This window comes from Sphingopyxis alaskensis RB2256 (assembly GCF_000013985.1).
GTDB lineage: Bacteria > Pseudomonadota > Alphaproteobacteria > Sphingomonadales > Sphingomonadaceae > Sphingopyxis > Sphingopyxis alaskensis.
The window spans coordinates 1-19,248 of the sequence record NC_008048.1; the positions used below are offsets into that span (position 1 = coordinate 1).

Genomic DNA, 19,248 nt, shown 5'->3' on the forward strand with positions numbered 1-19,248 from the left:
ATGATTCGCATCTTTTCGGGCCGCTTGTCCCGGATGGCCCGCCTGTGCCCGGCGCAGGCGACGAATTGGCGCGTGGCGGCTGCCCGATACGTCGGCGCGCGGGGATTACAGGGGGCGGCACGGCGTGACAGAGAGCGGCAATCGGCATGGGCAGAATGCAAGGGACGGAGCAGTGAGCGGTGATGCCGCAGCGCTCTGGCCGCGCGTCGCCGAGGGCCTGCGCCGCGACCTTGGCGCCCGCACCTTCGATCATTGGCTCAAGCCCGTGCGCTTCGCCGACTATTGCGCGCTGTCGGGCGTGGTGACGCTGGAGACCGCGAGCCGTTTTTCGGCGAACTGGATCAACGAACGCTTCGGTGACCGGCTCGAACTCGCGTGGCGGCAGCAATTGCCTGCGGTACGCAGCGTCAGCGTGCGCGGCGGCGTGGCGGCGACCGAGCGCGCCGCAACGCTGGCCTCGGTGCCACTTCCCACGTTCGACGCGCCGGCCGCTCCCGCGGCCAACCCCGCGCTGCTCGGTTTCGACCCGCGGCTGTCGTTCGACCGCTTTGTCGTCGCGCGCTCGAACATCCTCGCCGCCAACGCCGCGCGCCGGATGGCGATGGTCGAGCGGCCGCAGTTCAACCCGCTCTATCTCTGTTCGGGCACCGGGCAGGGCAAGACGCATCTCCTGCAAGCGATCGCGCAGGATTATGCCGCCGCACACCCGACCGCGACGATCATCCTGATGTCGGCGGAAAAGTTCATGCTCGAATTCGTCGGCGCGATGCGCGGCGGCGACATGATGGCGTTCAAGGCGCGGCTGCGCGCCGCCGATCTGTTGCTGCTCGACGATCTGCAATTCGTTATCGGCAAGAATTCGACGCAGGAGGAACTGCTCCACACGATCGACGACCTGATGACGGCGGGCAAGCGCCTTGTCGTCACCGCCGACCGTCCGCCTGCGATGCTCGACGGGGTCGAGGCGCGGCTCTTGTCGCGCCTGTCGGGCGGGCTCGTCGCCGATATCGAGGCGCCCGAGGATGATTTGCGCGAACGCATCATCCGCCAGCGGCTCGCCGCGATGCCGATGGTCGAGGTGCCCGACGATGTCATCGCCTGGCTGGTCAAGCATTTCACGCGCAATATCCGCGAGCTCGAGGGCGCGCTCAACAAGCTGCTCGCTTATGCCGCGCTCACCGGCGCGCGCATCGACCTCATGCTCGCCGAAGACCGGCTTGCCGAAAATGTCCGCTCGGCGCGCCCGCGCATCACGATCGACGAGATCCAGCGCGCGGTGTGCGCGCACTACCGGCTCGACAGATCGGACATGAGCTCGAAGCGCCGCGTCCGCGCGGTCGCCCGCCCGCGTCAGGTCGCCATGTATCTGGCGAAGGAACTCACGCCGCGCTCCTATCCCGAAATCGGGCGCCGTTTCGGTGGCCGCGACCATTCGACGGTGATCCACGCCGTGCGCACGGTCGAGGCGTTGCGCGTCGCCGACAGCGAACTCGACGCCGAAATCGCCGCGATCCGGCGCAGTCTCAACAGCTGATCCACAGGTCCGTCCCGAGGGTTATCCACGGGACTATCCACAGCGCGCGGCGGTCATGCGGGCAGTCATCGTCCAGCCTTGTCATCCCGGATCAAGTCCGGGATGACGATGAAGACATGGCTGCTTCCGGTCGAAAGCGGCCCCGCGCTATCCCTCGACCGGCCCCTCGAACTTCTCGATCACCCAGTCCTCGGCCTGTGCGCCGCCGATCCATTCCTGCATGTGCGGGTGGCTGATCACCGCCTGTGCATAGGGCAGGGCAAAGCGGGGCAGCGGGATCGAGTAAGTGATGAAGCGCGTCACCACCGGCGCGAACATCATGTCGGCCGCCGACCAGTCGCCGAACAGATAGTCGCCTTCGCCGCCGAACCGCGCGCGCGCTTCGGCCCAGATCTGGAGGATGCGGATCACGTCGGCCTGCACTTCGGGGGTGAGCTCGGCGGCGGGATAGATGCGGCGGATGTTCATGCTGTGCTCGCGGCGCAGCGCCGCAAAGCTCGAGTGCATTTCGGCCGCCATCGACCGCGCCATCGCGCGCGCCGCCATATCGTCGGGCCAGTATCCGCGCGTCCCGCCGGTCTTTTCGTTGAGATAGTCGATGATCGCCAGGCTGTCCCACACGACGATGTCGGCGCCGTCCCACAGGATCGGCACCTTGCCGCCCGACGGCGCGAACTCGTCGCCCTCGCGCCGCTGGTTCCACTCTTCGTTGTAGAGCGGGACGGTGACCTCCTCGAACGGCAGGCCGCTGTGCCTGGCGGCGAGCCAGCCGCGCAGGCTCCAGCTCGAATAGGCCTTGTTGCCGATAAAGAGTTTCATGCCAATCCTCCTCCCTCCCCCTTGACGGGGGAGGGTTGCGCAGACTTGCCAGCTTGCTGGCTAGTCGAAGCTGGGAGAGGGTGATGCGAGCCCGTGGCTCGCCGCGGCCCGGCGGGCCGCTTCCCCCTCTCCAGGTTACGGTAGCGGACCAGTCCGCAACCTTCACCATCCTCTCCCGCAAGGGGAGAGGATCATCTATAATTCCACCGCCTCCAGCACCGCGGTGCGCAGTTCGGCGATCCCCATGCCTTTCTCGCTGCTCGTCGCAATCACCTCGGGGTGCGCGGCGGGGTGTTTGCGCGCCTCGGCCTCGGTCGCGGCATGGACGTCGGCGAGCGCGCTCGCCTTGATCTTGTCGGCCTTGGTGAGCACGAGGCGGTAGCTCACCGCCGCGGTGTCGAGCATTTCGAGCACATCGCGGTCGACATCCTTGATGCCGTGGCGGCTGTCGATCAGCACCAATGTGCGTTTCAGCACCTGCCGTCCGCGGAGGTAATCGTTGATCAGGAAGCGCCATTTCCTGACGACATCCTTCGGCGCCTTGGCAAAGCCGTAACCGGGCATGTCGACGAGGCGGAACACCGGCGGTTCGCCCACGTCGAAATAGTTGAGTTCCTGCGTGCGTCCCGGCGTGACCGAGGTGCGCGCGAGGCCGTTGCGGTTGGTCAGCGCGTTGAGCAGCGACGATTTGCCGACGTTCGATCGACCCGCAAAGGCAATCTCCGGCACCGACGGCACAGGCAGATGCTGAAGCGCGGGCGCCGATTTCAGGAAGGCGATCGGGCCTGAAAACAGCTTGCGCGCGCGCTCCGCCCGTTCGGGATCCGCACCGGGTTCGAGTTCGATCTCGCTCACTTCGCCGGCGCCGCCTTCAGCGCCGGGAACTTGCGATACATCCACTGCTGCTGCCCGATCGACAGGATATTGTTGGTGATCCAGTAAAGCAGCAGGCCCGCCGCGAAGGGCGCCATGATGAACATGAACAGCCACGGCATGATCTTGAACACCTGCGCCTGCACCGGGTCGGCGGGGGCGGGGTTCAGACGGAACTGCAGCCACATCGTCACGCCCAGGATCACCGCGAGCAGCCCGATCGCCAGGATCGACGGCGGGGTGAAGGGCAAGAGGCCGAAGAGGTTGAGGATGTGCAGCGGATCGGGCGCCGACAGATCCTTGATCCACAGGATGAACGGTTGGTGGCGCATTTCGATCGCCAGCATCAGCACCTTGTACAGCGCATAGAAGATCGGGATCTGGATGACGATCGGCAGGCAGCCCGCGAGCGGATTGATCTTCTCGTCCTTATAGAGCTTCATCAGCTCCTGCTGCATCCTGGGCTTGTCGTCCTTGTAGCGCTCCTGCAGCGCCTTCATCTTCGGCTGGACGACGCGCATCTGTGCCATCGACGAAAACTGCCGGTTGGCGATCGGGAACATCAGCAGGCGGATGATCAGCGTCAGCGCCATGATCGCGAGCCCGAAATTGCCGACCTTCTCGAACAGCCAGTGGAGCAGCTTGAAAATCGGCACCTCGAAAAACTCGAACCAGCCCCAGTCGATCGCGTTCGACAGGCGGGTGATGCCCTGGTCGTCCTGATAGGTTTCGAGAATCTCGACTTCCTTGGCGCCCGCAAAGATGCGGCTCGTCGCCGTCAGTTGCTGGCCCGGCGCGACCTGCGTAAAATCACGCGCGAACAAGGTCTGGTAATTGTTCGTCGCAGGCGAGCTGATCGCCGCGGTCACGCGTTCGCCCTTCGCCGGGACGATCGCGGCGAGCCAATATTTGTCGGTGAAGCCCAGCCAGCCTGCCGAAGTGTAGCGCACGCTGCGGTTCGGCGCTTCCTCGAGGTCGTCATAGTCGATGTCGAACACCGACTTGCCGTCGAGATAGCCGGTCGGCCCGACATGGATCGTCCAGCTGTCGACCTCGTGCGGGTCGGTCGGCTTGCCGAGGCGGTCGATGAGCGCAAAGCTGCTGAGCGACACCGGCGCGGTGCCGGCGTTCACCACCGTCTGCTTCGCGGTGATCAGGTAATTGGCGTCGATGCTATATTCGATGCGGAAGGTCTGGCCGGTCGTGTTCGTCCAGCTCAGCGTTACCGGGGTGGTCGGGGTCAGCTTCGTTCCGTTCGCAGTCCAGACGGTGCCCGCGCCCGGAAGCTGAATGCCCTGCGCCGTCCAGCCGAGGCTGGCAAAATAGGCGGCGGGGGTGCCGCCCGGCGCGAACAGCCGCACCGCGGGCGAGTCCTTCTTGATCGTCTGGCGATATTTGGTGAGCGTGATGTCGTCGATGCGCGCGCCGACGAGGTTGATCGAGCCGCGGATTGCCGGGGTTTCGATCGGGATGCGCTGCCCTTCGGCGAGCACGACGTCGACCGGGCGGATCGCCTGCGCCGCCGCGGGGGTGGCCGCCGTCGGGGCGGGCAGCGCGCTCGGCTGGCCCTGCGCCGTGGGCGCGGTCGCGGGCGCGCCGTTGGCGCCGGCGACGGTCTTGGTCACATCGGGCTGGTCGGGGGTCGGGAAAAACCGCTCGGCGACGAAGTTCCAGCCGATCAAAATCGCCACCGACAACAGGATTGCCGCGATCAGGTTACGCTTGTCGTCCACGCTCTTCGATCTCTCTTCGTCTCAAAAATGTCGGGGGATGCGGGCACTAAGGCACCGGGTCGTAGCCGTGACCGCCCCAAGGATGGCAGCGCAATAGCCGCTTTGTCGCGATCCAGCCACCCTTGATCGCGCCATGGCGCCGAAGCGCGACGATCGCATATTCGCTGCACGACGGCGCATAGCGGCAGGTCGGCGGCAGGACGCGCGACGGGCCCAGCTGCCAGGCGCGCGCGATCAGGATGAGCAGGCGGGCGATCATGCGGGAAGCCCTGCTAGAAGCTGCGAAACGTCCTGCCCTCTCCCCTTCAGGGGAGAGGATATGGAGGCTTGGCGCGCAGCGCCTAGCCGGAGCTGGAGAGGGGGTTGCGTCACGAGCGGTTGTTTCCCTCTCCAGGCTTCGCTAGCTCCTCGCTGAGCAAGCTGCGCTATCCTCTCCCCTTCAGGGGAGAGGACGACCGGCAGGAACGGGGAGCGGCGATTCATCGTGCGAGCTTCTTCGCCGCGCGCTTCAATGCCGAATCGAGCTGCTCGCCAAGCTCGGCAAAGGCGATGTCGTTGGCGCCGGGGCGACCGATCAGCACATGGTCGGCGCCGGCGATCCCCGATTCGGGAAGCAGTGCCCGCGCGAGTTCGCGAAAGCGGCGCTTCATCCGGTTGCGCGTGACCGCGTTCCCGACCTTCTTGCTGACGGTATAGCCGATGCCCAGCGCGTCGGAATCGTCGCCGCGCGGGCGGACGAGCAGGACAAAGCCGGGCATGGGAAAGCGAAGGCCGCGGTTGGCGGCCAGAAATTCGCTGCGTTTGTTAAGCGTTCGCACCAGACGCGCTGGCGGCGAAGCGTCGGCGGTCAGGCCGACAGCTTCTTGCGGCCGCGGGCGCGGCGGGCGGCCAGAACCTTGCGACCGCCGACGGTGGCCTTGCGGGCGCGGAAGCCGTGACGGCGCTTGCGCACGAGGCGGCTCGGTTGATAGGTGCGCTTCATCGCGGTTTTCCCTAGATCTCGTCAAATGCTGCAACAGAAAAGGGCCGCCAAGCGTGGGCGGCCACCGTTGGGGGCGCGGATAAGCAAGAGTCGGCCCAAAGTCAATCGCCATCTGGCGTTTCCGGCGCGCGGCGCGCACGCCGCCGCGCGGCGCTGACGCGGCGCATAACCCGGTCGGTCCATGCGCCATAGCGGGGGTGCCGCCACTTGAAGCGGACATAGACGCGCTTCGCCCACGCGCTGTTCTGAAGGCAGAGCATCAGCCCCAGCGGAAAGACGATCAGGAAACCCGGCCCCGGCAGCGGCCCGATCGCGATTCCGACGAGCATCAGCAGCACGCCGAGCGCGAACAAGGCCGTGCGCACCTGCGCATTCGACCGTAATCGCTGGTAGAGGCTCCGCTTTGCCATGGGGGCGATGTGGGGGAGACGGCGGCGTGTTACAAGACTAAAGCAGTTGCCGTGCCGCCGCGACGCACCATCATTCTCCCCGGTCGGGCGGTTTTTTCGAACGCTTCGGCGGGCGCGGCCCCGATCGACGGAACGATCGGTTCAGGCCGCTGTTGTCCGTCATGTAGGCCCTTCGCGGGCGCTTCGCATTGCTGCCGGAGAGAGAGAATGAAAAGGATTCTGACGATTTTCGCCATTAGCGGTTCGATATTGTTTCTGTCTGCGTGCAACACCGTTGAAGGCGCGGGAAAAGATATTGAATCGGTCGGCGACTGTGCCGACGGCGTCAAAGGCAATTGTTAGGGTCAGCATGCCCGGCGCGCGACGCGCCCTGGCGGTGATAGTCAGTTGAGCGCGACAAACCGCGCCATATCGTCGCGGGTCAGGTAACGCACCTCGTCGAATGGCGTCGCATTGGTCAGCGCGTAAAATTCGCGCGCCTTCGCGGCGTCCATGCCCATTTCGCGATAAAGGGCGATATAGTCGGCGTGGACTGGATCGTTCGCCGGATAGTCGTTCGCCTCGCGCCCATATTCGTCGGCCCAGCTATGCACGCCGAACTCGGCGTCGGGCGCCGCGCGGCGCGTGGCGCCGGCGAGCCACAGCTCGACCGCGCCCGAGCGGATCGAGCCGCCCGCGGGCACCACGGTTTCCAGTCCCGCGCGGCGGATCGCGCGCGCCAGCGCCAGATTGGCGTCCTCGTCGAGGCTGCCGGGGCAGTCGATCATCTCGATCCTCTTCAGCCCCGGAAAGGCGGCGAGCATCGCGGCGAACTGGCGCGGGGTCGCCGAAGTGACGTCGCCCGCCATCCGCGCCGTTGCGGCGTCGATCACCGAAAAGGGACCGAAGCTCGCCTTCGCCTGTCCCGGCGTCGCGAGCGTGGCGGTGGGCGCATAGCGCCGCGTCGCCGCGAACGCCTCTTCCTCGGCCAGCGCTTCGTCATCGAGGAGCGCCGCATCCTCCTCGATATAGCCCAAGTCATCGTCGCCCGCGTCGGCATGGGTCCATGTCACCGTCGTGGTGACGACCGTGACCCGCTGTGCCTGCGCGGGCGCGAACGCCAGCACCGCGGCGAGCGCGGCGACGATCAGCGTGCGCAGCAGGGCAGACGGCGAAGCCATGCCCCAGCCTTCGCGCGCCCGCGATGACCAATTGGCAAAGCGGCAGCGTCAGCGCCGCGTTAACCCCGTTGCGGGACGTTTAATCGCGGTCGGGCGCGCCAAGCGGGAAGAAAGCGCGATAGGGACGTGCTTCCTCGATACAACGCGCGACGCTGGGCCGTGCGTTCAGACGCGCACGATACGCACGCACCCTGACATGGCGCGGATCGATCGGGTGAACCCAGTCGGCATAGAAAAGCGCGGGCGCCGCGGCGCAGTCGGCCAACGAAAAGCCGTGCGGCGTGGCCCAGCCGTCGTTGGGCAGCCTGGTCTCGAGCCAGCCATAGGCTTTTTCGAGCAGATCGCGCGCGCGCTCGACGCGGGCAAGATCGGGCGTTGCCGTGATGAACGGCAGATATTCGGCGACCACGGCCTGAAAACGCGCCTGAAAATGATTGTCGAATATCCGGTCCAGAAACCGCACGTCGAGCGCCACCTTCGGATCGGCGGCAACCATGCACGGTTCGGGGACAATCTGGTCGAGATACTCGATGATGATGCTCGATTCGAACAGCGCCTGCCCGTCATGGACGATCAGGGGAAACTGTCCCACCGGCCAATGGGCCCGCAGTTCGTCATAATGAGTGAAGGGGGCTTCGGTTTCGAGTGCGCGATAGTCGAAATCGATACCCTTTTCGTACAGCGCGATCAGTGCCTTCCACGTGTATGAAGAGAAGGGGTGGCCATAGAAGATCAGGGTCATCGACGTTCCTTTCGCTTCATCCAGGCGAGCGGCCAGCCGACGAACATGATATGTGGCAAGAGCGCGATCAGCCCCTGCGCGGGGTCGGCGGGCGGAAAGGGCGATCCGAAGCGCAGCGGCAGCACGACGGCGTTCATCACGAGGTAGAGCAGCAACCCATAGAGCGTCCCCGTCAGCCACCACGGCCATAGGGTGAGCGCGTTCCAGCGCCGCGCGACGAAAAACCATGCCGCGACCATCGCGCCCATGATCGCGAAATGCGTCGCCAGCCCCGCCGCGGCGCCCACGGCGCCCCAGTCCCGCGCAGCGTCGCCGAACGGCCCGCTCGCCACGCCGCGCAACATGCCCGGCACGGTGCCGCCCTGAAGTACGCTCGATACCGCCGCATAGACGATGTCGAGCGTGCCACAGAGCGCCCAGGCGAAGAGCGCGGGACTACGCCGCGCCAACGGCTTCGCCCCGCACCGCGGCCTCGATCGCCGCGATGTCGATCTTTTTCATCGTCATCATCGCCTCGAACGCGCGCTTGGCGGCGGCCTTGTCGCTGCTCGTCGTCGCTTCGATCAGGACGCGCGGGGTAATCTGCCAGCTCACGCCCCATTTGTCCTTGCACCAGCCGCACATGCTTTCCTGCCCGCCATTGCCGACAATCGCGTCCCACAGCCGGTCGGTTTCCTCCTGCGTGTCGGTGTGGACGATGAAGGAAAAGGCCTCGCTATGCTTGAAGATCGGTGGGCCGTTGAGGCCGAGGCACGGCGTGCCGAGCAGCGTGAACTCGACGGTCAGCACATCGCCTTCCTTGCCGCCCGGCGTGTCGCCGGGTGCGCGGTGGACGGCGCCCACATGGCTGTCGGCAAAGGTTTCGGCATAGAAACTGGCCGCTTCCTCGGCGTCGCCTTCGTACCAGAGGCATAGGGTCAGGGGGGGCTTGCTCATCATCACTCTCCTTCATATTGCCTGGGGGGTATGGGGGGTCAGCCTTTGCGCGGCCCAACAAAGCCGATCGCCGCGCCCTGCGGGTCGATGGCGTTCATCGCATATTCGCCGCCCGGTATTTCCATCGGTTCGTTGGTGATCGTCCCGCCGTTCGCGGCGACCGCACCCCGCGCGCGGTCGATGTCGTCGACGCCGATGTAAAAGGTCCACGTCGGCGCGGGGATCCCCTCCATCAGCGGCATCACCGCGCCAATCATGTCGCCGCCGTGCTGGAGGAAGCGATATTGGCCAAGTTCGCCCATATCCATCGCGCCTTCCTGTCCCCAGCCGAAATGCCGCTGATAGAATGTGATCGCGGTGTCGGGTTCGCTCGTCGCCAGTTCGTTCCAGCGTATATGCTGCGCCTCGGTCACCGAAAAAGCGTCGGCAACCTTGTCGGGTTCGCCCTCGGGCGGAATCGGATTCATGATGTAAAAGGGCGCGCCCTGCGGATCGGCGACCATCGCGATACGCCCGACGGGCAGGTCGTGCGCCGGCATGTGTACGGTGCCGCCGTCGGCGGTGATCGCTGCGACCGCCGCATCGACGTCGGGGGTGTAAAGATAGCCGAGCCAGCCCGGCCGCGCGCCGCCCGCGATCATGTCGGCATTGAGCGCCAACACGCCGCCCGCGTTACCGCCATTCGTGCGGACGATCATCCGGTAATCGACGCCGCCGGGCGCGCCGGGGTCGCTGTGCGCCGCGATCGTCCAGCCGACAACCGCGCCGTAAAAGCGCGCCGCGCCGTCGGGGTCGCTCGTCATCAGTTCGTACCAGATGAAGCTGCCTGGGGGATTGGTCATCCTTCTTCTCCTTGCAAAAGCCTGTTCCGAAATGCAGCCTCAGGGCCGGTAGAAGCGCAGCGGCCTGGTGTCGGAGCGCGCCATCTGCCCGCGCGCCTCGAGGTCGAGCTGGACGCCCTTTTGCCACCAGCCGGCCTTGGCCCCGCCGGGGAACAGCACCTCGGGGAGCAGTGGCAGCAGGCGCTCCTTGATCTCGGCGGCGGTCAGGCCGGGCGCTTCGGTGGGCACCACCGTCAGCATCGCATCGCGCATCGCCTCATATTTCACGCGCTCGACCCGCACGACATGGTTCGGGCTGTTGACGTTCAGCATGTCGACGCGGTCGTTGGTCCTGCCCATCGTCAAGCCCTCGCCCCGTCGGCGTCGGCGGCCACCGCCTCCAGCGCCGCAAATGCCGCAGCGATCGTCACCGGCGCCCTGGGCCGCGCGTACATGCGGTCCAGAAAGGCGCGGAGCGCCGGGGCATCGTCCAGCAGCGCTTCCTCGCGCGCCCAGTCGAGCGTGAAGGCGGCGTTGAAATCGGCCACCGTCAGCGCGTCGCCGACCAGGACGTCGCGCCCCTGCATATGCTGTTCGAGCACTGCAACCATCCGTGCGGCGTCGCGCTTCGCCAGCGCGATTTCGGCCTCCGACTTTTCCTCGGGATCATAGATGAAATTGTGGAGCGCGATCCGCCACAGCGGTGCCTCGATCTCGGTCATCAGGAAGAACAGCCAGTGATACATGCGGCCGCGATCTTCGGCAGTGGCGGGGATCAGCCCGCCGCCGGGGAAGCGTTCGCCATATTTGTCGGCGAGATAGAGCTGGATCGCCGCCGATTCGCTGACCACCATGGCGCCATCGACGAGCACCGGCAGCTTGGCGGCGGGGTTGAGCGCCATAAAATCGGGCGTCAACTGTTCGCCCGCGCCGAGGTCGATCGGGATGATCTCGTGCGGCAGGTCGAGTTCATTGAGCAGCCAGATCGCGCGCAGGGCGCGGGTCGGCGGGGTTCCGTAAAGTTTGATCATCATTGTTCCTCCTGATCCGCTCCATGGCTGCGCCACAGGGGGATGACCGCATCACGCCTCGACGATCGGGACGAAGCCGCCATAGATCATGCGCCTGGCGTCGAAGGGGCGCTCTTCTTCGGGGCCGGGGTTCATCCGCTCGTCGGCCATCACCCTTTCCCAGCCGCTGTCGCGCGCTTCCCTGCTGGGCCATTCGACCCAGCTGAACACGACGGTCTCGCCGTCCTTTTTGTGCGCGGCGCGGGCATAGTCGGTGATCTTGCCGTCGGGGACGTCGTCGCCCCAATTTTCAACAACGCGCGTGGCGCCATGTTCGATGAATATCTCCGACGCCATTTTCGCCATCGCGCGATAGCGGTCCTTGTTGGCATCGGGGACGGGGGCGACAAAGCCGTCGACATAGCCGGTGGCGCCGGTGCCGCGATCGTCGAGGATCGTTTCGAAACCGCCGACGATCATCCGCTTGCCGTCGAACGGCATGTCGCTACCCATCTGTTGCATCCGCGGGTCGGACATGATCCTTTCATTGGCGGCATCGCGCACCTGCTTGTCGGGATATTCGAACCAGCTGAACACGACGGTCTCGTCGGCCTTCGCCTGCACCGCGCCCTTGAAATCGTTGACCTTGCCGTCGGGCACGTCATCGCCCCACGCCTCGACCATCCGCGTCACGCCAAACTCCCTGAACAGCGGCGCCGCATCGGCGGCGTGCCTGCGATAGGCGTCCTTGTTGGCGGTCGGCACCGCGACCACAAATCCTTCTACATAGGTCATCGTCTCTCTCCTTTCGGGGGCAGGAAACTGTAATCAGGCAGGCGGACCCGCCTCTTCACGGAACGCGGCAAGCTGCGCGTCGAGCGCACGTCGAAAGGCAGGCCGTGCCAGGCATCGGTCGAGATAGGCCTGGAGCCGCGGCTGTTCGGCGATCAGTCCCGCCTCGACGGCTTCGCGCAGCACGGTCGCCATCGCAATGTCGGCGACGGTGAAGTCGCCGGTCAGATAGGGTTTGTCGCCCATCGCGTCGTTGAGACGGCCGAGCCGGCCACGAATGAAGTCGATCAGGCCGGGGCGGCGGAGCTTCGCCCATTCCTCGTCCTTCGAGAAAATATCGACATTGCCCAGTTCGAACAGCATCGGTTCGACGCTGTTATAGGCGGCGAACAGCCAGGCGAGTGTGTTGGCGCGGCCCTGCGCATCGCGCGGCATCAGCCGTTCGTCCTTTTCGGCGAGGTGAAGCAGGATCGCGCCGCTTTCGAACAAACGGATGCCGCCGTCGTTGAGCACCGGCACCTGCCCCCAGGGCTGGAACAGGAAATGGTCGGCGGGGCGGTTGACCGCGCTGATCAGATGCTCGGCATAATCGAGGCCGATTTCCTCGCATGCCCAGCGCGGGCGCAGGTCGCGGACAAAGCCGCGCGCGAAATCGGGAACCCAGTCAAAGGCAGTGAGCACGATGGCGGCGTCGGGGTTGATCGGCATCATTTCTCTCCTTGGGGACGGGGTGTCAGAAAAAGCCTTCGGGCATTGGCGGCATGGCATCGTCCAGAAAGGCGATGGCCTGTTCCGCGATCGTGGGGGCTTCGGCCATAACGCCGATGTGCGATGTCGCGGGCAGGATCGACAGGCGCGCCTTGGGTGGCTGGGTCATGAACCCCTGCGTTGCCGTTGCGATGTCGGCGCCGCCACGCAGCTTGAACAGCTTGATCGCGTGCTCGAATGTGATGCCGTCGGCGTCGCCCAAAATGATCATCGTCTTGCCCGGAATCGCGCGCAATTGTGCGTCGCTATAGGCGAAGGGCGTCGAATCGATGTGCTTGATCGCCGCGACCAGGTCGGGAAAGGCGTCGGGGGTTGGCGACAGCCGTTTATACTCGGTCTCCATCGGGGTGCCGGCGAACATTTCGGGGGTCATTTTGGCGATGCCCTCCAACACTTCGGGAACCCACCCGTCGAGCCTGGCGGCGCCCGAAATGATCACCTGTTTGCCGACGCGTTCCGGGTGGCGCACCGCCATCGCGATCGCGGTGCTGCCGCCCATCGAATAGCCCAGCACATCGGCGCGTTCGACGCGCAGCGACGCGAGGACGGCGGCTGCATCGTCGGCCATCTGGTCATAGCTGAACGCACCGCCGACCTTGCCGGTGCGGCCGTGGCCGCGTGCGTCGATGGTGATGACGGGGCGCGATGCGACAAAGGGGGTGACGAAGGGTGCCATCGCTTCGCCCGACATGAACGCGCCGTGCAGCACCAGCAACGGCGTCTGCTTCGATGTCGGGTCGCCATGCACCGCATAGGCGATGCGCACGCCGTTGACCGTCGCATGCCCCGTCCTGGCGGCGCTGGCCGATGCGGTGGTCGTTGCGGGCTGTTGGGCATATGCGGGTTGGGGCAGCGCCGCGACGACGGCGGCGCTGGCCAGCAGGGCGAGCGCGGCGGCGACGCCCGAATGGCGGCGACGGAAAATCCGGGGGGGAGAAAAACCTGTCATGGATATAATCCTCTATAGTTTGACGAAGCCTAGCTTCGTTTGCCTTTGATGAAGGCGACGACCGACATGGCGTGGCCGTGGCCCAGGCCGTAATCGGCCTTCAGCCAGTCGATCACCGCACCGGCCTTGACCCCGGGCGCGAGGCCCGCGTCGTCGGCCAGGCCCTTTTGCGTCGCCTGTGCCCGCAAATCATCGGCGGATTGGCCCGTTTTGGTCCGAACATTGTCGAGATAGGCTTGGAAGGACATGCAAGCGGCCTTTCGGGCTGCGGGGGTAAACAGGCGATGGCGAGACAGGGAGAGCGCGCCATCGCCTGCCGGGTCAGGCGGCGGCTTCGGCGGGTTCGCCGGCGGGGATCGCGGCGGGGTCCATCCACATCACTTCCCAGATGTGGCCGTCGGGGTCTTCGAAGCTGCGGCCGTACATGAAGCCGAAATCCTGCGTCGGGGTCGGGTCGGCCTTGCCGCCCGCCTTGACCGCCTTGTCGACCTGTCCGTCGACTGCCTCGCGGCTGTCGGCCGAAACGCAGAGCAGCACCTGCGCGGTCGTGCGCGCGTCGGGGATCATCTTCGACGTGAAGCTCGCCCATTTTTCATGGCTGAGCAGCATGACGTGGATCGACCCTTCCTCGACGACCATGCAGGCGGCGGTCTCGTCGGTGAAGGCGGGATTGTTGACCGCGCCGACCGCCTCGTAAAAGGCCTTCGATCTGTCGAGGTCGGTGACGGGCAGGTTCACGAAAATCATCCGGGGCATCGTCTTTCTCCTTTTCTTGGGGGGATCAGGTCAGCGCGATCGGCGCGCCGGGGCAATTATGTGGGACATCATCATGCGGCGCTCCGTTCGAACAACATGGCGACATAGCGCTTCAGATGGGTGACGCTCTCGCGGGCGATCGCGGGGGCATTCGCGGACTTGGCGAGGATGAACGATCCTTGCAGCACCGCCTGGACGTGGCGGGCAAGGCCGATGGCGCTGACGCCTTCGGGCCTGCCATGGCGGTCGAACGCCGCCTCGATGTCGGGGACGAGCGCTTCGCAATAGGCATTGAGGCTCGCTTCGCACGCTTCGCGGATCGCGTCGCTCGTCGCATAGGCTTCCTGCACCATCGTGCCGACGAAGCAGGTATATTCCTCGGTCGGACCGCTCAGCATCGACAGGCGGAAATCGATATGGCCGAGCAGGCGATCGAGCGGATCGTCGAGCCGAGTATGCGGCGGCAGCTCGAACAGCGGCCGCGCGCGGTCGGTCCAGCCCTCGGCGGCGGCGACGGCGAGCGCCTCCTTTGACGCGAAATGGTGGAAAAAGGCGCCCTTGGTCACGCCCGCGGCGGCGCAGATCTGGTCGACCGTCGTTGCCGCATAACCCTGTCGCCGCACCAGCTGATGTGCCGCCGCGATCAGCGCCGCGCGGGCACTGCCGCGCGGGGCGCGGCCAGCCGAGGTGCCGCCGCCCGCCCGGGGGGCGGAGCGGGCGACGGCGTCGGGGGAAGGGGGCGTCTGATTCGTCGTCATGCGAATCGACATACCGACTGGTTGGTATGTTGTCAAACACCCGAGCGACCCCACGCTACGCGGCACCTTCGCCAACTTCCGAAAAAGACTCGACCTTTCCGCCGCTTCGCCTAAGAAGGCCTCGGAACAAAGGGGGCACATCGTGCTGTTCCGGGGGAGCAAATGGTCGCAATCGTCTCAACCGCCGCCTATCTCGGCATCGAGGCCCGCGGGGTCGAGGTGCAGTGCCAGATCACGCCAGGCGTTCCGCGCTTCGTCCTCGTCGGCCTGCCCGACAAGGCGGTCGGCGAAAGCCGCGAGCGCGTCCGCGCCGCGATCGCCGCGATCGGCCTGTCGCTCCCGCCCAAGGTCATCACCGTCAACCTCTCGCCCGCCGACCTGCCCAAGGAAGGCTCGCACTATGACCTGCCGATCGCGCTCGCGCTTCTGGGCGCGATGGGGGTGATCGATGCCGAAACGCTGGCGTCGTACGTCGTCGTCGGCGAACTCGGCCTCGACGGGCGCGTTGCCGCCTCGCCCGGCGTGCTGCTCGCTGCGCTCCACGCGGGCAGCGTCGAGCGCGGCCTCATCTGCCCCGCGGCGCAGGGCCCCGAAGCGGCGTGGGCGGGCAATGTCGAGGTGATCGGCGCGCCCGACCTCCTGTCGCTGCTCAACCATTTCAAAGGCAATGCCCTGCTTCCGCCGCCAGTGCCGGGCGAAGTCGCGGCGCCGGCGCGCGGCGCCGATCTCGCGCAGGTGAAGGGGCAGGAAACCGCCAAGCGCGCGCTCGAAATCGCCGCGGCGGGCGGACACAACCTTTTGATGTCGGGCCCGCCGGGCGCGGGCAAGTCGCTGATGGCCGCCTGCATGCCCGGCATATTGCCCGAGCTGACCCCCGCCGAGGCGCTGGAGGTGTCGATGATCGCCTCGGTCGCCGGACAGCTCGACGGCGGGCGGCTGGTACGCGCGCGGCCGTTTCGCAGCCCTCACCATTCGGCGTCGATGCCCGCGCTCGTCGGCGGGGGTCTGCGCGTGCGGCCGGGCGAGGTCAGTCTCGCGCATCTCGGCGTATTGTTCCTCGACGAGCTGCCCGAGTTTCAGCGCGGGGTGCTCGATTCGCTCCGCCAGCCGCTCGAAACGGGCGAGGTCAGCGTAGCGCGCGCCAATGCGCATGTCACCTTTCCCGCGCGCGTCCAGCTCGTCGCGGCGATGAACCCGTGCCGCTGCGGCCATCTTGGCGACCCCGCGCTCGCGTGCAGCCGCGCGCCGCGCTGCGCCGCCGATTATCAGGCGAAATTGTCGGGGCCGCTGCTCGACCGCATCGACCTGCACGTCGAGGTACAGGCGGTGAGCGCCGCCGACCTCACCCTGCCGCCCCCCGCCGAAGGCAGCGCCGAAGTCGCCGCACGCGTCGCGGCGGCGCGCGATGTGCAGACCCGGCGCTATGCGGAGCTCAGGGCGCGCACCAATGCCGAAATCGACGGCGAATTGCTCGAAGCGGTCGCGATGCCTGACGAAGCCGGGCGCAAGCTGCTCGCGCAAGCCGCCGAGGCGATGCGGCTGTCGGCGCGCGGCTATACGCGAATCCTGCGCGTCGCGCGGACGATCGCCGACCTTGCGGGCTCCGAAACCGTTGGTCGCATCCATATCGCCGAGGCGCTGAGCTATCGCCGCCAGGCACCGAGGAATTAGGGCGCGGACGTGGAGGCGATCGATTTCGAGAGCGCAATCATCGAATGGCGCGGGCCGGCGCCCTTCCTGTTCGCTGCCATCCCCGACGAGCATGTCGGTGCTCTTCGCCATGCCGCGATGACGGCGAGCTATGGTTGGGGCGTGGTCCCGGTCGCGCGCGTTGGCGCGACGCAGTTCACAACCTCGCTCTTTCCGCGTGACGGCGGCTATCTGTTGGCGATCAAGCTCGCCGTGCAGCGCGCCGAAGGGGTGGGGCCTGGCGATCGTGTCGCCGTGTCGCTCCGTGTCGGCCGCGACGGCAAATGTTGAAGAACGCCGCGCCATGGTAAAGATTTCCCAAGGATTTGGTGGGATAGCGCGGCGATGACTGGGGGATGCTCTCCTCTCGCGACGCGCTGCGGTCGGCTCTGGGGCCTGCTTGGCCTCATGCTGCTCACCATGCCCGCGACACCCGCGCAGGCCCGCGCGCTCGACGTCGAGCGCGACCTGTGCCACGCGGTGAGCGGCACCGCGCTCGGCGACGATGCGCTGCCGCGCCTGCGCTTTGCCTGCCGCGGCACCCCCGATGATTATCAGAAGCAAAGCCTGTGGCTCCGCACCACGCTCGACGAGCGGCCGGTGCAGGGCGGCCTGGCGCTGATGCTGCACAATTCGCGCTTCGACCGGCTGGCGGTCGGCTTTTCCTATGCCGACGGCACAACACGCTGGCAGCGGGTGCGCAGCGGCGATTTCGGATCGCACTGGCGCGCCGGCGGGCAGATCCTGTTCGATGCACCCCCGCGCGCTGTGCCGGTAACGGCCGTGACGATGCGTTTCGATGGCCTTGCCGCGCACCAACTTGTCCGCGCGCGCATCCTCCCGGCGGATGAGGCAGGGGTGCAGGCCTCGGGCATGGCCGCGGCGATCGGCGCTGCGCTGACGCTGCTGCTCGTCAGCGGCATTTACAGCCTGTCGCTCGCGGTTGCGGTGCGCCGCCAATATCTCGCCTGGCAAGCGGGGTGGTCGGCGACGATGCTGCTATGGGGCACGCTCTGGTCGCAGGCGCACCTGGCGCTCCTGCCGACGATGGCCGGGACGGCGACGGCGCAAATCTGCACCTTTCTTGCCTGTCTTGCCATTGCGGTGGCGACGGCGAGCGCCGTCACCGCGGTCGAGCGCGGCCGGGGCGTGCGGGGCCTCAGGATCGTCGCATTGCTCCTTGGCGTCGGCGTCGGTCTGGCGGGCATCCCGCTCGCGCTGATCCGCCGCGGCGACCTCAGCCTGCTCGCCGACCTGTTGGGCTTCGCCATCCTCGCCGACCTGATCGTCGTGGCGATCTATCTCGCGCTGGCGTGGCGGCGCGGATCGGTCGAGGCGCGCGACTTTCTGGCGGCGTGGGGGCTGCCGATGGCGGTGCTGGCGTTCATCCACATCGTCGACGTCAACAAGGACTTCTGGGGCGGCGGCTCGCAATTCGTCATGCTGGTCGCCGCGACCTGGCAGGCGCTCTGGCTGGCCGCCGCCGCCACGCGCCGCCTCGCGCAGCTTCGGATCGAGCGCGACCATGCCCGCGATGCCGAGGCACGGGCGCAGACGCTGGCGCGCCGCGACCCGCTCACCGGCCTTGCGAACCGGCGCGGCTTCATCGACAGCGTCACCCCGCTGCTCGACCGTGCACGCGTCGGCAATCTGCCCGCGGCGCTGCTGCTCGTCGATATCGACCGCTTCAAGTCGATCAACGACATCCATGGTCACGAGGCGGGCGACGCGGTGCTGTGTACGATCGGACAGCGGATCGAACGCTGGGAAGGGCCGATGTGTACCGTCGCGCGGCTGGGCGGCGAGGAGTTCGGCCTGCTGACGATCGGCATGGAGGGTATTGTCCTCAGCCGTTTTGCCGAGAGCATCCGGCGCGGCCTTGCCGACTGCGACCATAGTGTCATCGTCGGCGACCGACCGGTGACGGCCAGTATCGGCGTCGCCGAAGTGCGTCCGGCGTGCGATTTCAAGCAGCTCTATCGCGTCGCCGACGAAGCACTTTACGACGCCAAGCGCGGCGGCCGCAACAGGGTCATCGTCCAGCGGTACCGCGACGGACCGCCGCGCGCGCCAAGCCGCGAGATCGTGCTGTTGAAATAGCGCGCCGCGATGCTGGCGATCAGAGCGAAGCCGCCTTGTTTTCGACCACCTCGAGCGGTGGCGGCGCCTTGGCCGCCATCGCGCCATGGCGGCGGTGCGACAGCTTGCCGTCGACCTTGCCGCCATTTTCGATGGTGATCGTTTCGTAGGTCACGTCGCCGGTGATCCGCGCGGTGGCGTGAACGATCAGCGTCTTGGCCTCGATCGATCCGTCGAGCAGGCCCGCGATCTTTGCCGTTTCGGCGGTCACCGCGCCCTTGATCTCGCTCGCCTCGCCCTGGACGAGGTTGGCGCATTTGAGGTCGCCCTCGATCTTGCCGTCGACGTGCAGATCGACGCTTGCCGCCACATTACCGGTGACGACGACGTCCGACCCCAGGATCGAGAAGGTCGTGTGGCGCGCGCCCGTCGCCATC

General features: G+C 66.6%; 25 protein-coding genes and 1 pseudogene. 4 read left to right on the forward strand and 22 right to left on the reverse strand.

Annotated elements, in window-relative coordinates; genetic code table 11:
* Positions 1 to 172: 172 nt before the first annotated feature.
* Positions 173 to 1,534 carry a chromosomal replication initiator protein DnaA gene (gene dnaA, locus SALA_RS00010; RefSeq protein WP_011540342.1) on the forward strand — a complete coding sequence of 454 codons (1,362 nt, stop codon included), beginning with the start codon at positions 173 to 175 and terminating at the stop codon, positions 1,532 to 1,534.
* A 147-nt stretch (positions 1,535 to 1,681) separates the two neighbouring features.
* On the opposite strand, the gene SALA_RS00015 is transcribed toward dnaA, so the two are convergent.
* From SALA_RS00015 to SALA_RS00110, 21 genes and pseudogenes are all read right to left on the reverse strand, one after another.
* Positions 1,682 to 2,353, reverse strand: a complete 672-nt coding sequence (locus SALA_RS00015) for a glutathione S-transferase family protein (RefSeq protein WP_011540343.1) — start codon at positions 2,351 to 2,353, stop codon at positions 1,682 to 1,684.
* A 195-nt stretch (positions 2,354 to 2,548) separates the two neighbouring features.
* The gene (gene yihA / locus SALA_RS00020; RefSeq protein ID WP_011540344.1) at positions 2,549 to 3,208 is read right to left on the reverse strand and encodes a ribosome biogenesis GTP-binding protein YihA/YsxC; all 660 of its coding nucleotides are present in this window, start codon (positions 3,206 to 3,208) and stop codon (positions 2,549 to 2,551) included.
* On the reverse strand, positions 3,205 to 4,959 hold the full coding sequence (yidC, locus tag SALA_RS00025; protein ID WP_011540345.1) for a membrane protein insertase YidC: 1,755 nt from the start codon (positions 4,957 to 4,959) through the stop codon (positions 3,205 to 3,207). Before yidC ends, yihA begins: the two co-directional genes overlap by 4 nt.
* Before the next feature lie 46 nt (positions 4,960 to 5,005).
* Positions 5,006 to 5,218 carry a membrane protein insertion efficiency factor YidD gene (gene yidD / locus SALA_RS00030; RefSeq protein WP_011540346.1) on the reverse strand — a complete coding sequence of 71 codons (213 nt, stop codon included), beginning with the start codon at positions 5,216 to 5,218 and terminating at the stop codon, positions 5,006 to 5,008.
* A gap of 220 nt (positions 5,219 to 5,438) precedes the next feature.
* On the reverse strand, positions 5,439 to 5,777 hold the full coding sequence (gene rnpA / locus SALA_RS00035; protein ID WP_041382854.1) for a ribonuclease P protein component: 339 nt from the start codon (positions 5,775 to 5,777) through the stop codon (positions 5,439 to 5,441).
* A 29-nt stretch (positions 5,778 to 5,806) separates the two neighbouring features.
* Positions 5,807 to 5,941, reverse strand: a complete 135-nt coding sequence (rpmH, locus tag SALA_RS00040; RefSeq protein WP_003046693.1) for a 50S ribosomal protein L34 — start codon at positions 5,939 to 5,941, stop codon at positions 5,807 to 5,809.
* A 101-nt stretch (positions 5,942 to 6,042) separates the two neighbouring features.
* Positions 6,043 to 6,351: a PGPGW domain-containing protein gene (locus SALA_RS00045; protein ID WP_049754556.1), complete on the reverse strand. Its 309-nt coding sequence runs from the start codon at positions 6,349 to 6,351 to the stop codon at positions 6,043 to 6,045.
* Positions 6,352 to 6,734: 383 nt separating this feature from the next.
* Entirely contained in the window at positions 6,735 to 7,511 is a 777-nt protein-coding gene (locus SALA_RS00050; RefSeq protein WP_011540349.1) for an alpha/beta hydrolase, read from the reverse strand.
* 79 nt (positions 7,512 to 7,590) lie between these two features.
* Positions 7,591 to 8,253 (reverse strand): glutathione S-transferase family protein, encoded by a 663-nt coding sequence (locus tag SALA_RS00055; protein WP_011540350.1) that lies wholly within the window; start codon positions 8,251 to 8,253, stop codon positions 7,591 to 7,593.
* The gene (locus SALA_RS00060) at positions 8,250 to 8,702 is read right to left on the reverse strand and encodes a hypothetical protein (protein ID WP_011540351.1); all 453 of its coding nucleotides are present in this window, start codon (positions 8,700 to 8,702) and stop codon (positions 8,250 to 8,252) included. The genes SALA_RS00055 and SALA_RS00060 overlap by 4 nt, the downstream gene beginning before the upstream one ends.
* Positions 8,689 to 9,192 (reverse strand): VOC family protein, encoded by a 504-nt coding sequence (locus tag SALA_RS00065; protein ID WP_011540352.1) that lies wholly within the window; start codon positions 9,190 to 9,192, stop codon positions 8,689 to 8,691. Before SALA_RS00065 ends, SALA_RS00060 begins: the two co-directional genes overlap by 14 nt.
* 35 nt (positions 9,193 to 9,227) lie before the next feature.
* On the reverse strand, positions 9,228 to 10,031 hold the full coding sequence (locus SALA_RS00070) for a VOC family protein (protein WP_011540353.1): 804 nt from the start codon (positions 10,029 to 10,031) through the stop codon (positions 9,228 to 9,230).
* A gap of 39 nt (positions 10,032 to 10,070) precedes the next feature.
* The gene (locus SALA_RS00075; RefSeq protein WP_011540354.1) at positions 10,071 to 10,370 is read right to left on the reverse strand and encodes a DUF6958 family protein; all 300 of its coding nucleotides are present in this window, start codon (positions 10,368 to 10,370) and stop codon (positions 10,071 to 10,073) included.
* A 2-nt stretch (positions 10,371 to 10,372) separates the two neighbouring features.
* Positions 10,373 to 11,044: a glutathione S-transferase family protein gene (locus tag SALA_RS00080; protein WP_011540355.1), complete on the reverse strand. Its 672-nt coding sequence runs from the start codon at positions 11,042 to 11,044 to the stop codon at positions 10,373 to 10,375.
* A gap of 48 nt (positions 11,045 to 11,092) precedes the next feature.
* Positions 11,093 to 11,500 (reverse strand): DUF1428 domain-containing protein, encoded by a 408-nt coding sequence (locus tag SALA_RS17410; protein ID WP_049754691.1) that lies wholly within the window; start codon positions 11,498 to 11,500, stop codon positions 11,093 to 11,095.
* An 18-nt stretch (positions 11,501 to 11,518) separates the two neighbouring features.
* A pseudogene (locus SALA_RS17415) lies at positions 11,519 to 11,815 on the reverse strand (DUF1428 domain-containing protein); the annotation flags it as partial.
* Positions 11,816 to 11,848: 33 nt separating this feature from the next.
* Positions 11,849 to 12,520 (reverse strand): glutathione S-transferase family protein, encoded by a 672-nt coding sequence (locus SALA_RS00090; protein WP_041383472.1) that lies wholly within the window; start codon positions 12,518 to 12,520, stop codon positions 11,849 to 11,851.
* A gap of 25 nt (positions 12,521 to 12,545) precedes the next feature.
* A complete protein-coding gene (locus tag SALA_RS00095) occupies positions 12,546 to 13,529 on the reverse strand; it encodes an alpha/beta fold hydrolase (RefSeq protein ID WP_011540358.1) in 984 nt (327 codons plus the stop codon).
* A gap of 29 nt (positions 13,530 to 13,558) precedes the next feature.
* Positions 13,559 to 13,777 (reverse strand): DUF4287 domain-containing protein, encoded by a 219-nt coding sequence (locus SALA_RS00100; RefSeq protein ID WP_011540359.1) that lies wholly within the window; start codon positions 13,775 to 13,777, stop codon positions 13,559 to 13,561.
* Between the two features lie 73 nt (positions 13,778 to 13,850).
* On the reverse strand, positions 13,851 to 14,285 hold the full coding sequence (locus SALA_RS00105; RefSeq protein WP_011540360.1) for a VOC family protein: 435 nt from the start codon (positions 14,283 to 14,285) through the stop codon (positions 13,851 to 13,853).
* Between the two features lie 71 nt (positions 14,286 to 14,356).
* Positions 14,357 to 15,043 carry a TetR/AcrR family transcriptional regulator gene (locus tag SALA_RS00110; RefSeq protein ID WP_153802599.1) on the reverse strand — a complete coding sequence of 229 codons (687 nt, stop codon included), beginning with the start codon at positions 15,041 to 15,043 and terminating at the stop codon, positions 14,357 to 14,359.
* A 162-nt stretch (positions 15,044 to 15,205) separates the two neighbouring features.
* On the opposite strand from SALA_RS00110, the gene SALA_RS00115 reads away from it, so the two are divergent.
* Genes SALA_RS00115 through SALA_RS00125 form a run of 3 tightly spaced genes read left to right on the forward strand, consistent with a single transcriptional unit; the run spans position 15,206 to position 18,832 of the window.
* Positions 15,206 to 16,714 (forward strand): YifB family Mg chelatase-like AAA ATPase, encoded by a 1,509-nt coding sequence (locus SALA_RS00115; protein ID WP_011540362.1) that lies wholly within the window; start codon positions 15,206 to 15,208, stop codon positions 16,712 to 16,714.
* 9 nt (positions 16,715 to 16,723) lie between these two features.
* Positions 16,724 to 17,023: a DUF1905 domain-containing protein gene (locus SALA_RS00120; protein ID WP_011540363.1), complete on the forward strand. Its 300-nt coding sequence runs from the start codon at positions 16,724 to 16,726 to the stop codon at positions 17,021 to 17,023.
* 54 nt (positions 17,024 to 17,077) lie between these two features.
* Entirely contained in the window at positions 17,078 to 18,832 is a 1,755-nt protein-coding gene (locus SALA_RS00125) for a sensor domain-containing diguanylate cyclase (protein ID WP_011540364.1), read from the forward strand.
* A 19-nt stretch (positions 18,833 to 18,851) separates the two neighbouring features.
* Here the strand turns inward: SALA_RS00125 and SALA_RS00130 are convergent, their stop codons facing one another.
* The gene (locus SALA_RS00130; protein ID WP_011540365.1) at positions 18,852 to 19,247 is read right to left on the reverse strand and encodes a bactofilin family protein; all 396 of its coding nucleotides are present in this window, start codon (positions 19,245 to 19,247) and stop codon (positions 18,852 to 18,854) included.
* Position 19,248 lies beyond the last annotated feature (1 nt).

Bases quoted from the DNA above. Each gene is read 5' to 3' on its own strand.
- SALA_RS00095 (WP_011540358.1), bottom strand. From the start codon at position 13,529: ATGACAGGTTTTTCTCCCCCCCGGATTTTCCGTCGCCGCCATTCGGGC.
- SALA_RS00055 (WP_011540350.1), bottom strand. From the start codon at position 8,253: ATGACCCTGATCTTCTATGGCCACCCCTTCTCTTCATACACGTGGAAG.
- SALA_RS00115 (WP_011540362.1), top strand. From the start codon at position 15,206: ATGGTCGCAATCGTCTCAACCGCCGCCTATCTCGGCATCGAGGCCCGC.
- SALA_RS00130 (WP_011540365.1), bottom strand. From the start codon at position 19,247: ATGGCGACGGGCGCGCGCCACACGACCTTCTCGATCCTGGGGTCGGAC.
- SALA_RS00015 (WP_011540343.1), bottom strand. From the start codon at position 2,353: ATGAAACTCTTTATCGGCAACAAGGCCTATTCGAGCTGGAGCCTGCGC.
- SALA_RS00075 (WP_011540354.1), bottom strand. From the start codon at position 10,370: ATGGGCAGGACCAACGACCGCGTCGACATGCTGAACGTCAACAGCCCG.
- yidD (WP_011540346.1), bottom strand. From the start codon at position 5,218: ATGATCGCCCGCCTGCTCATCCTGATCGCGCGCGCCTGGCAGCTGGGC.
- SALA_RS00080 (WP_011540355.1), bottom strand. From the start codon at position 11,044: ATGATGATCAAACTTTACGGAACCCCGCCGACCCGCGCCCTGCGCGCG.
- SALA_RS00100 (WP_011540359.1), bottom strand. From the start codon at position 13,777: ATGTCCTTCCAAGCCTATCTCGACAATGTTCGGACCAAAACGGGCCAA.
- SALA_RS00065 (WP_011540352.1), bottom strand. From the start codon at position 9,192: ATGATGAGCAAGCCCCCCCTGACCCTATGCCTCTGGTACGAAGGCGAC.
- SALA_RS00110 (WP_153802599.1), bottom strand. From the start codon at position 15,043: ATGACGACGAATCAGACGCCCCCTTCCCCCGACGCCGTCGCCCGCTCC.
- SALA_RS00070 (WP_011540353.1), bottom strand. From the start codon at position 10,031: ATGACCAATCCCCCAGGCAGCTTCATCTGGTACGAACTGATGACGAGC.
- rpmH (WP_003046693.1), bottom strand. From the start codon at position 5,941: ATGAAGCGCACCTATCAACCGAGCCGCCTCGTGCGCAAGCGCCGTCAC.
- SALA_RS00125 (WP_011540364.1), top strand. From the start codon at position 17,078: ATGACTGGGGGATGCTCTCCTCTCGCGACGCGCTGCGGTCGGCTCTGG.
- SALA_RS00105 (WP_011540360.1), bottom strand. From the start codon at position 14,285: ATGCCCCGGATGATTTTCGTGAACCTGCCCGTCACCGACCTCGACAGA.
- SALA_RS00050 (WP_011540349.1), bottom strand. From the start codon at position 7,511: ATGGCTTCGCCGTCTGCCCTGCTGCGCACGCTGATCGTCGCCGCGCTC.
- SALA_RS00090 (WP_041383472.1), bottom strand. From the start codon at position 12,520: ATGCCGATCAACCCCGACGCCGCCATCGTGCTCACTGCCTTTGACTGG.
- SALA_RS17410 (WP_049754691.1), bottom strand. From the start codon at position 11,500: ATGATCGTCGGCGGTTTCGAAACGATCCTCGACGATCGCGGCACCGGC.
- SALA_RS00045 (WP_049754556.1), bottom strand. From the start codon at position 6,351: ATGGCAAAGCGGAGCCTCTACCAGCGATTACGGTCGAATGCGCAGGTG.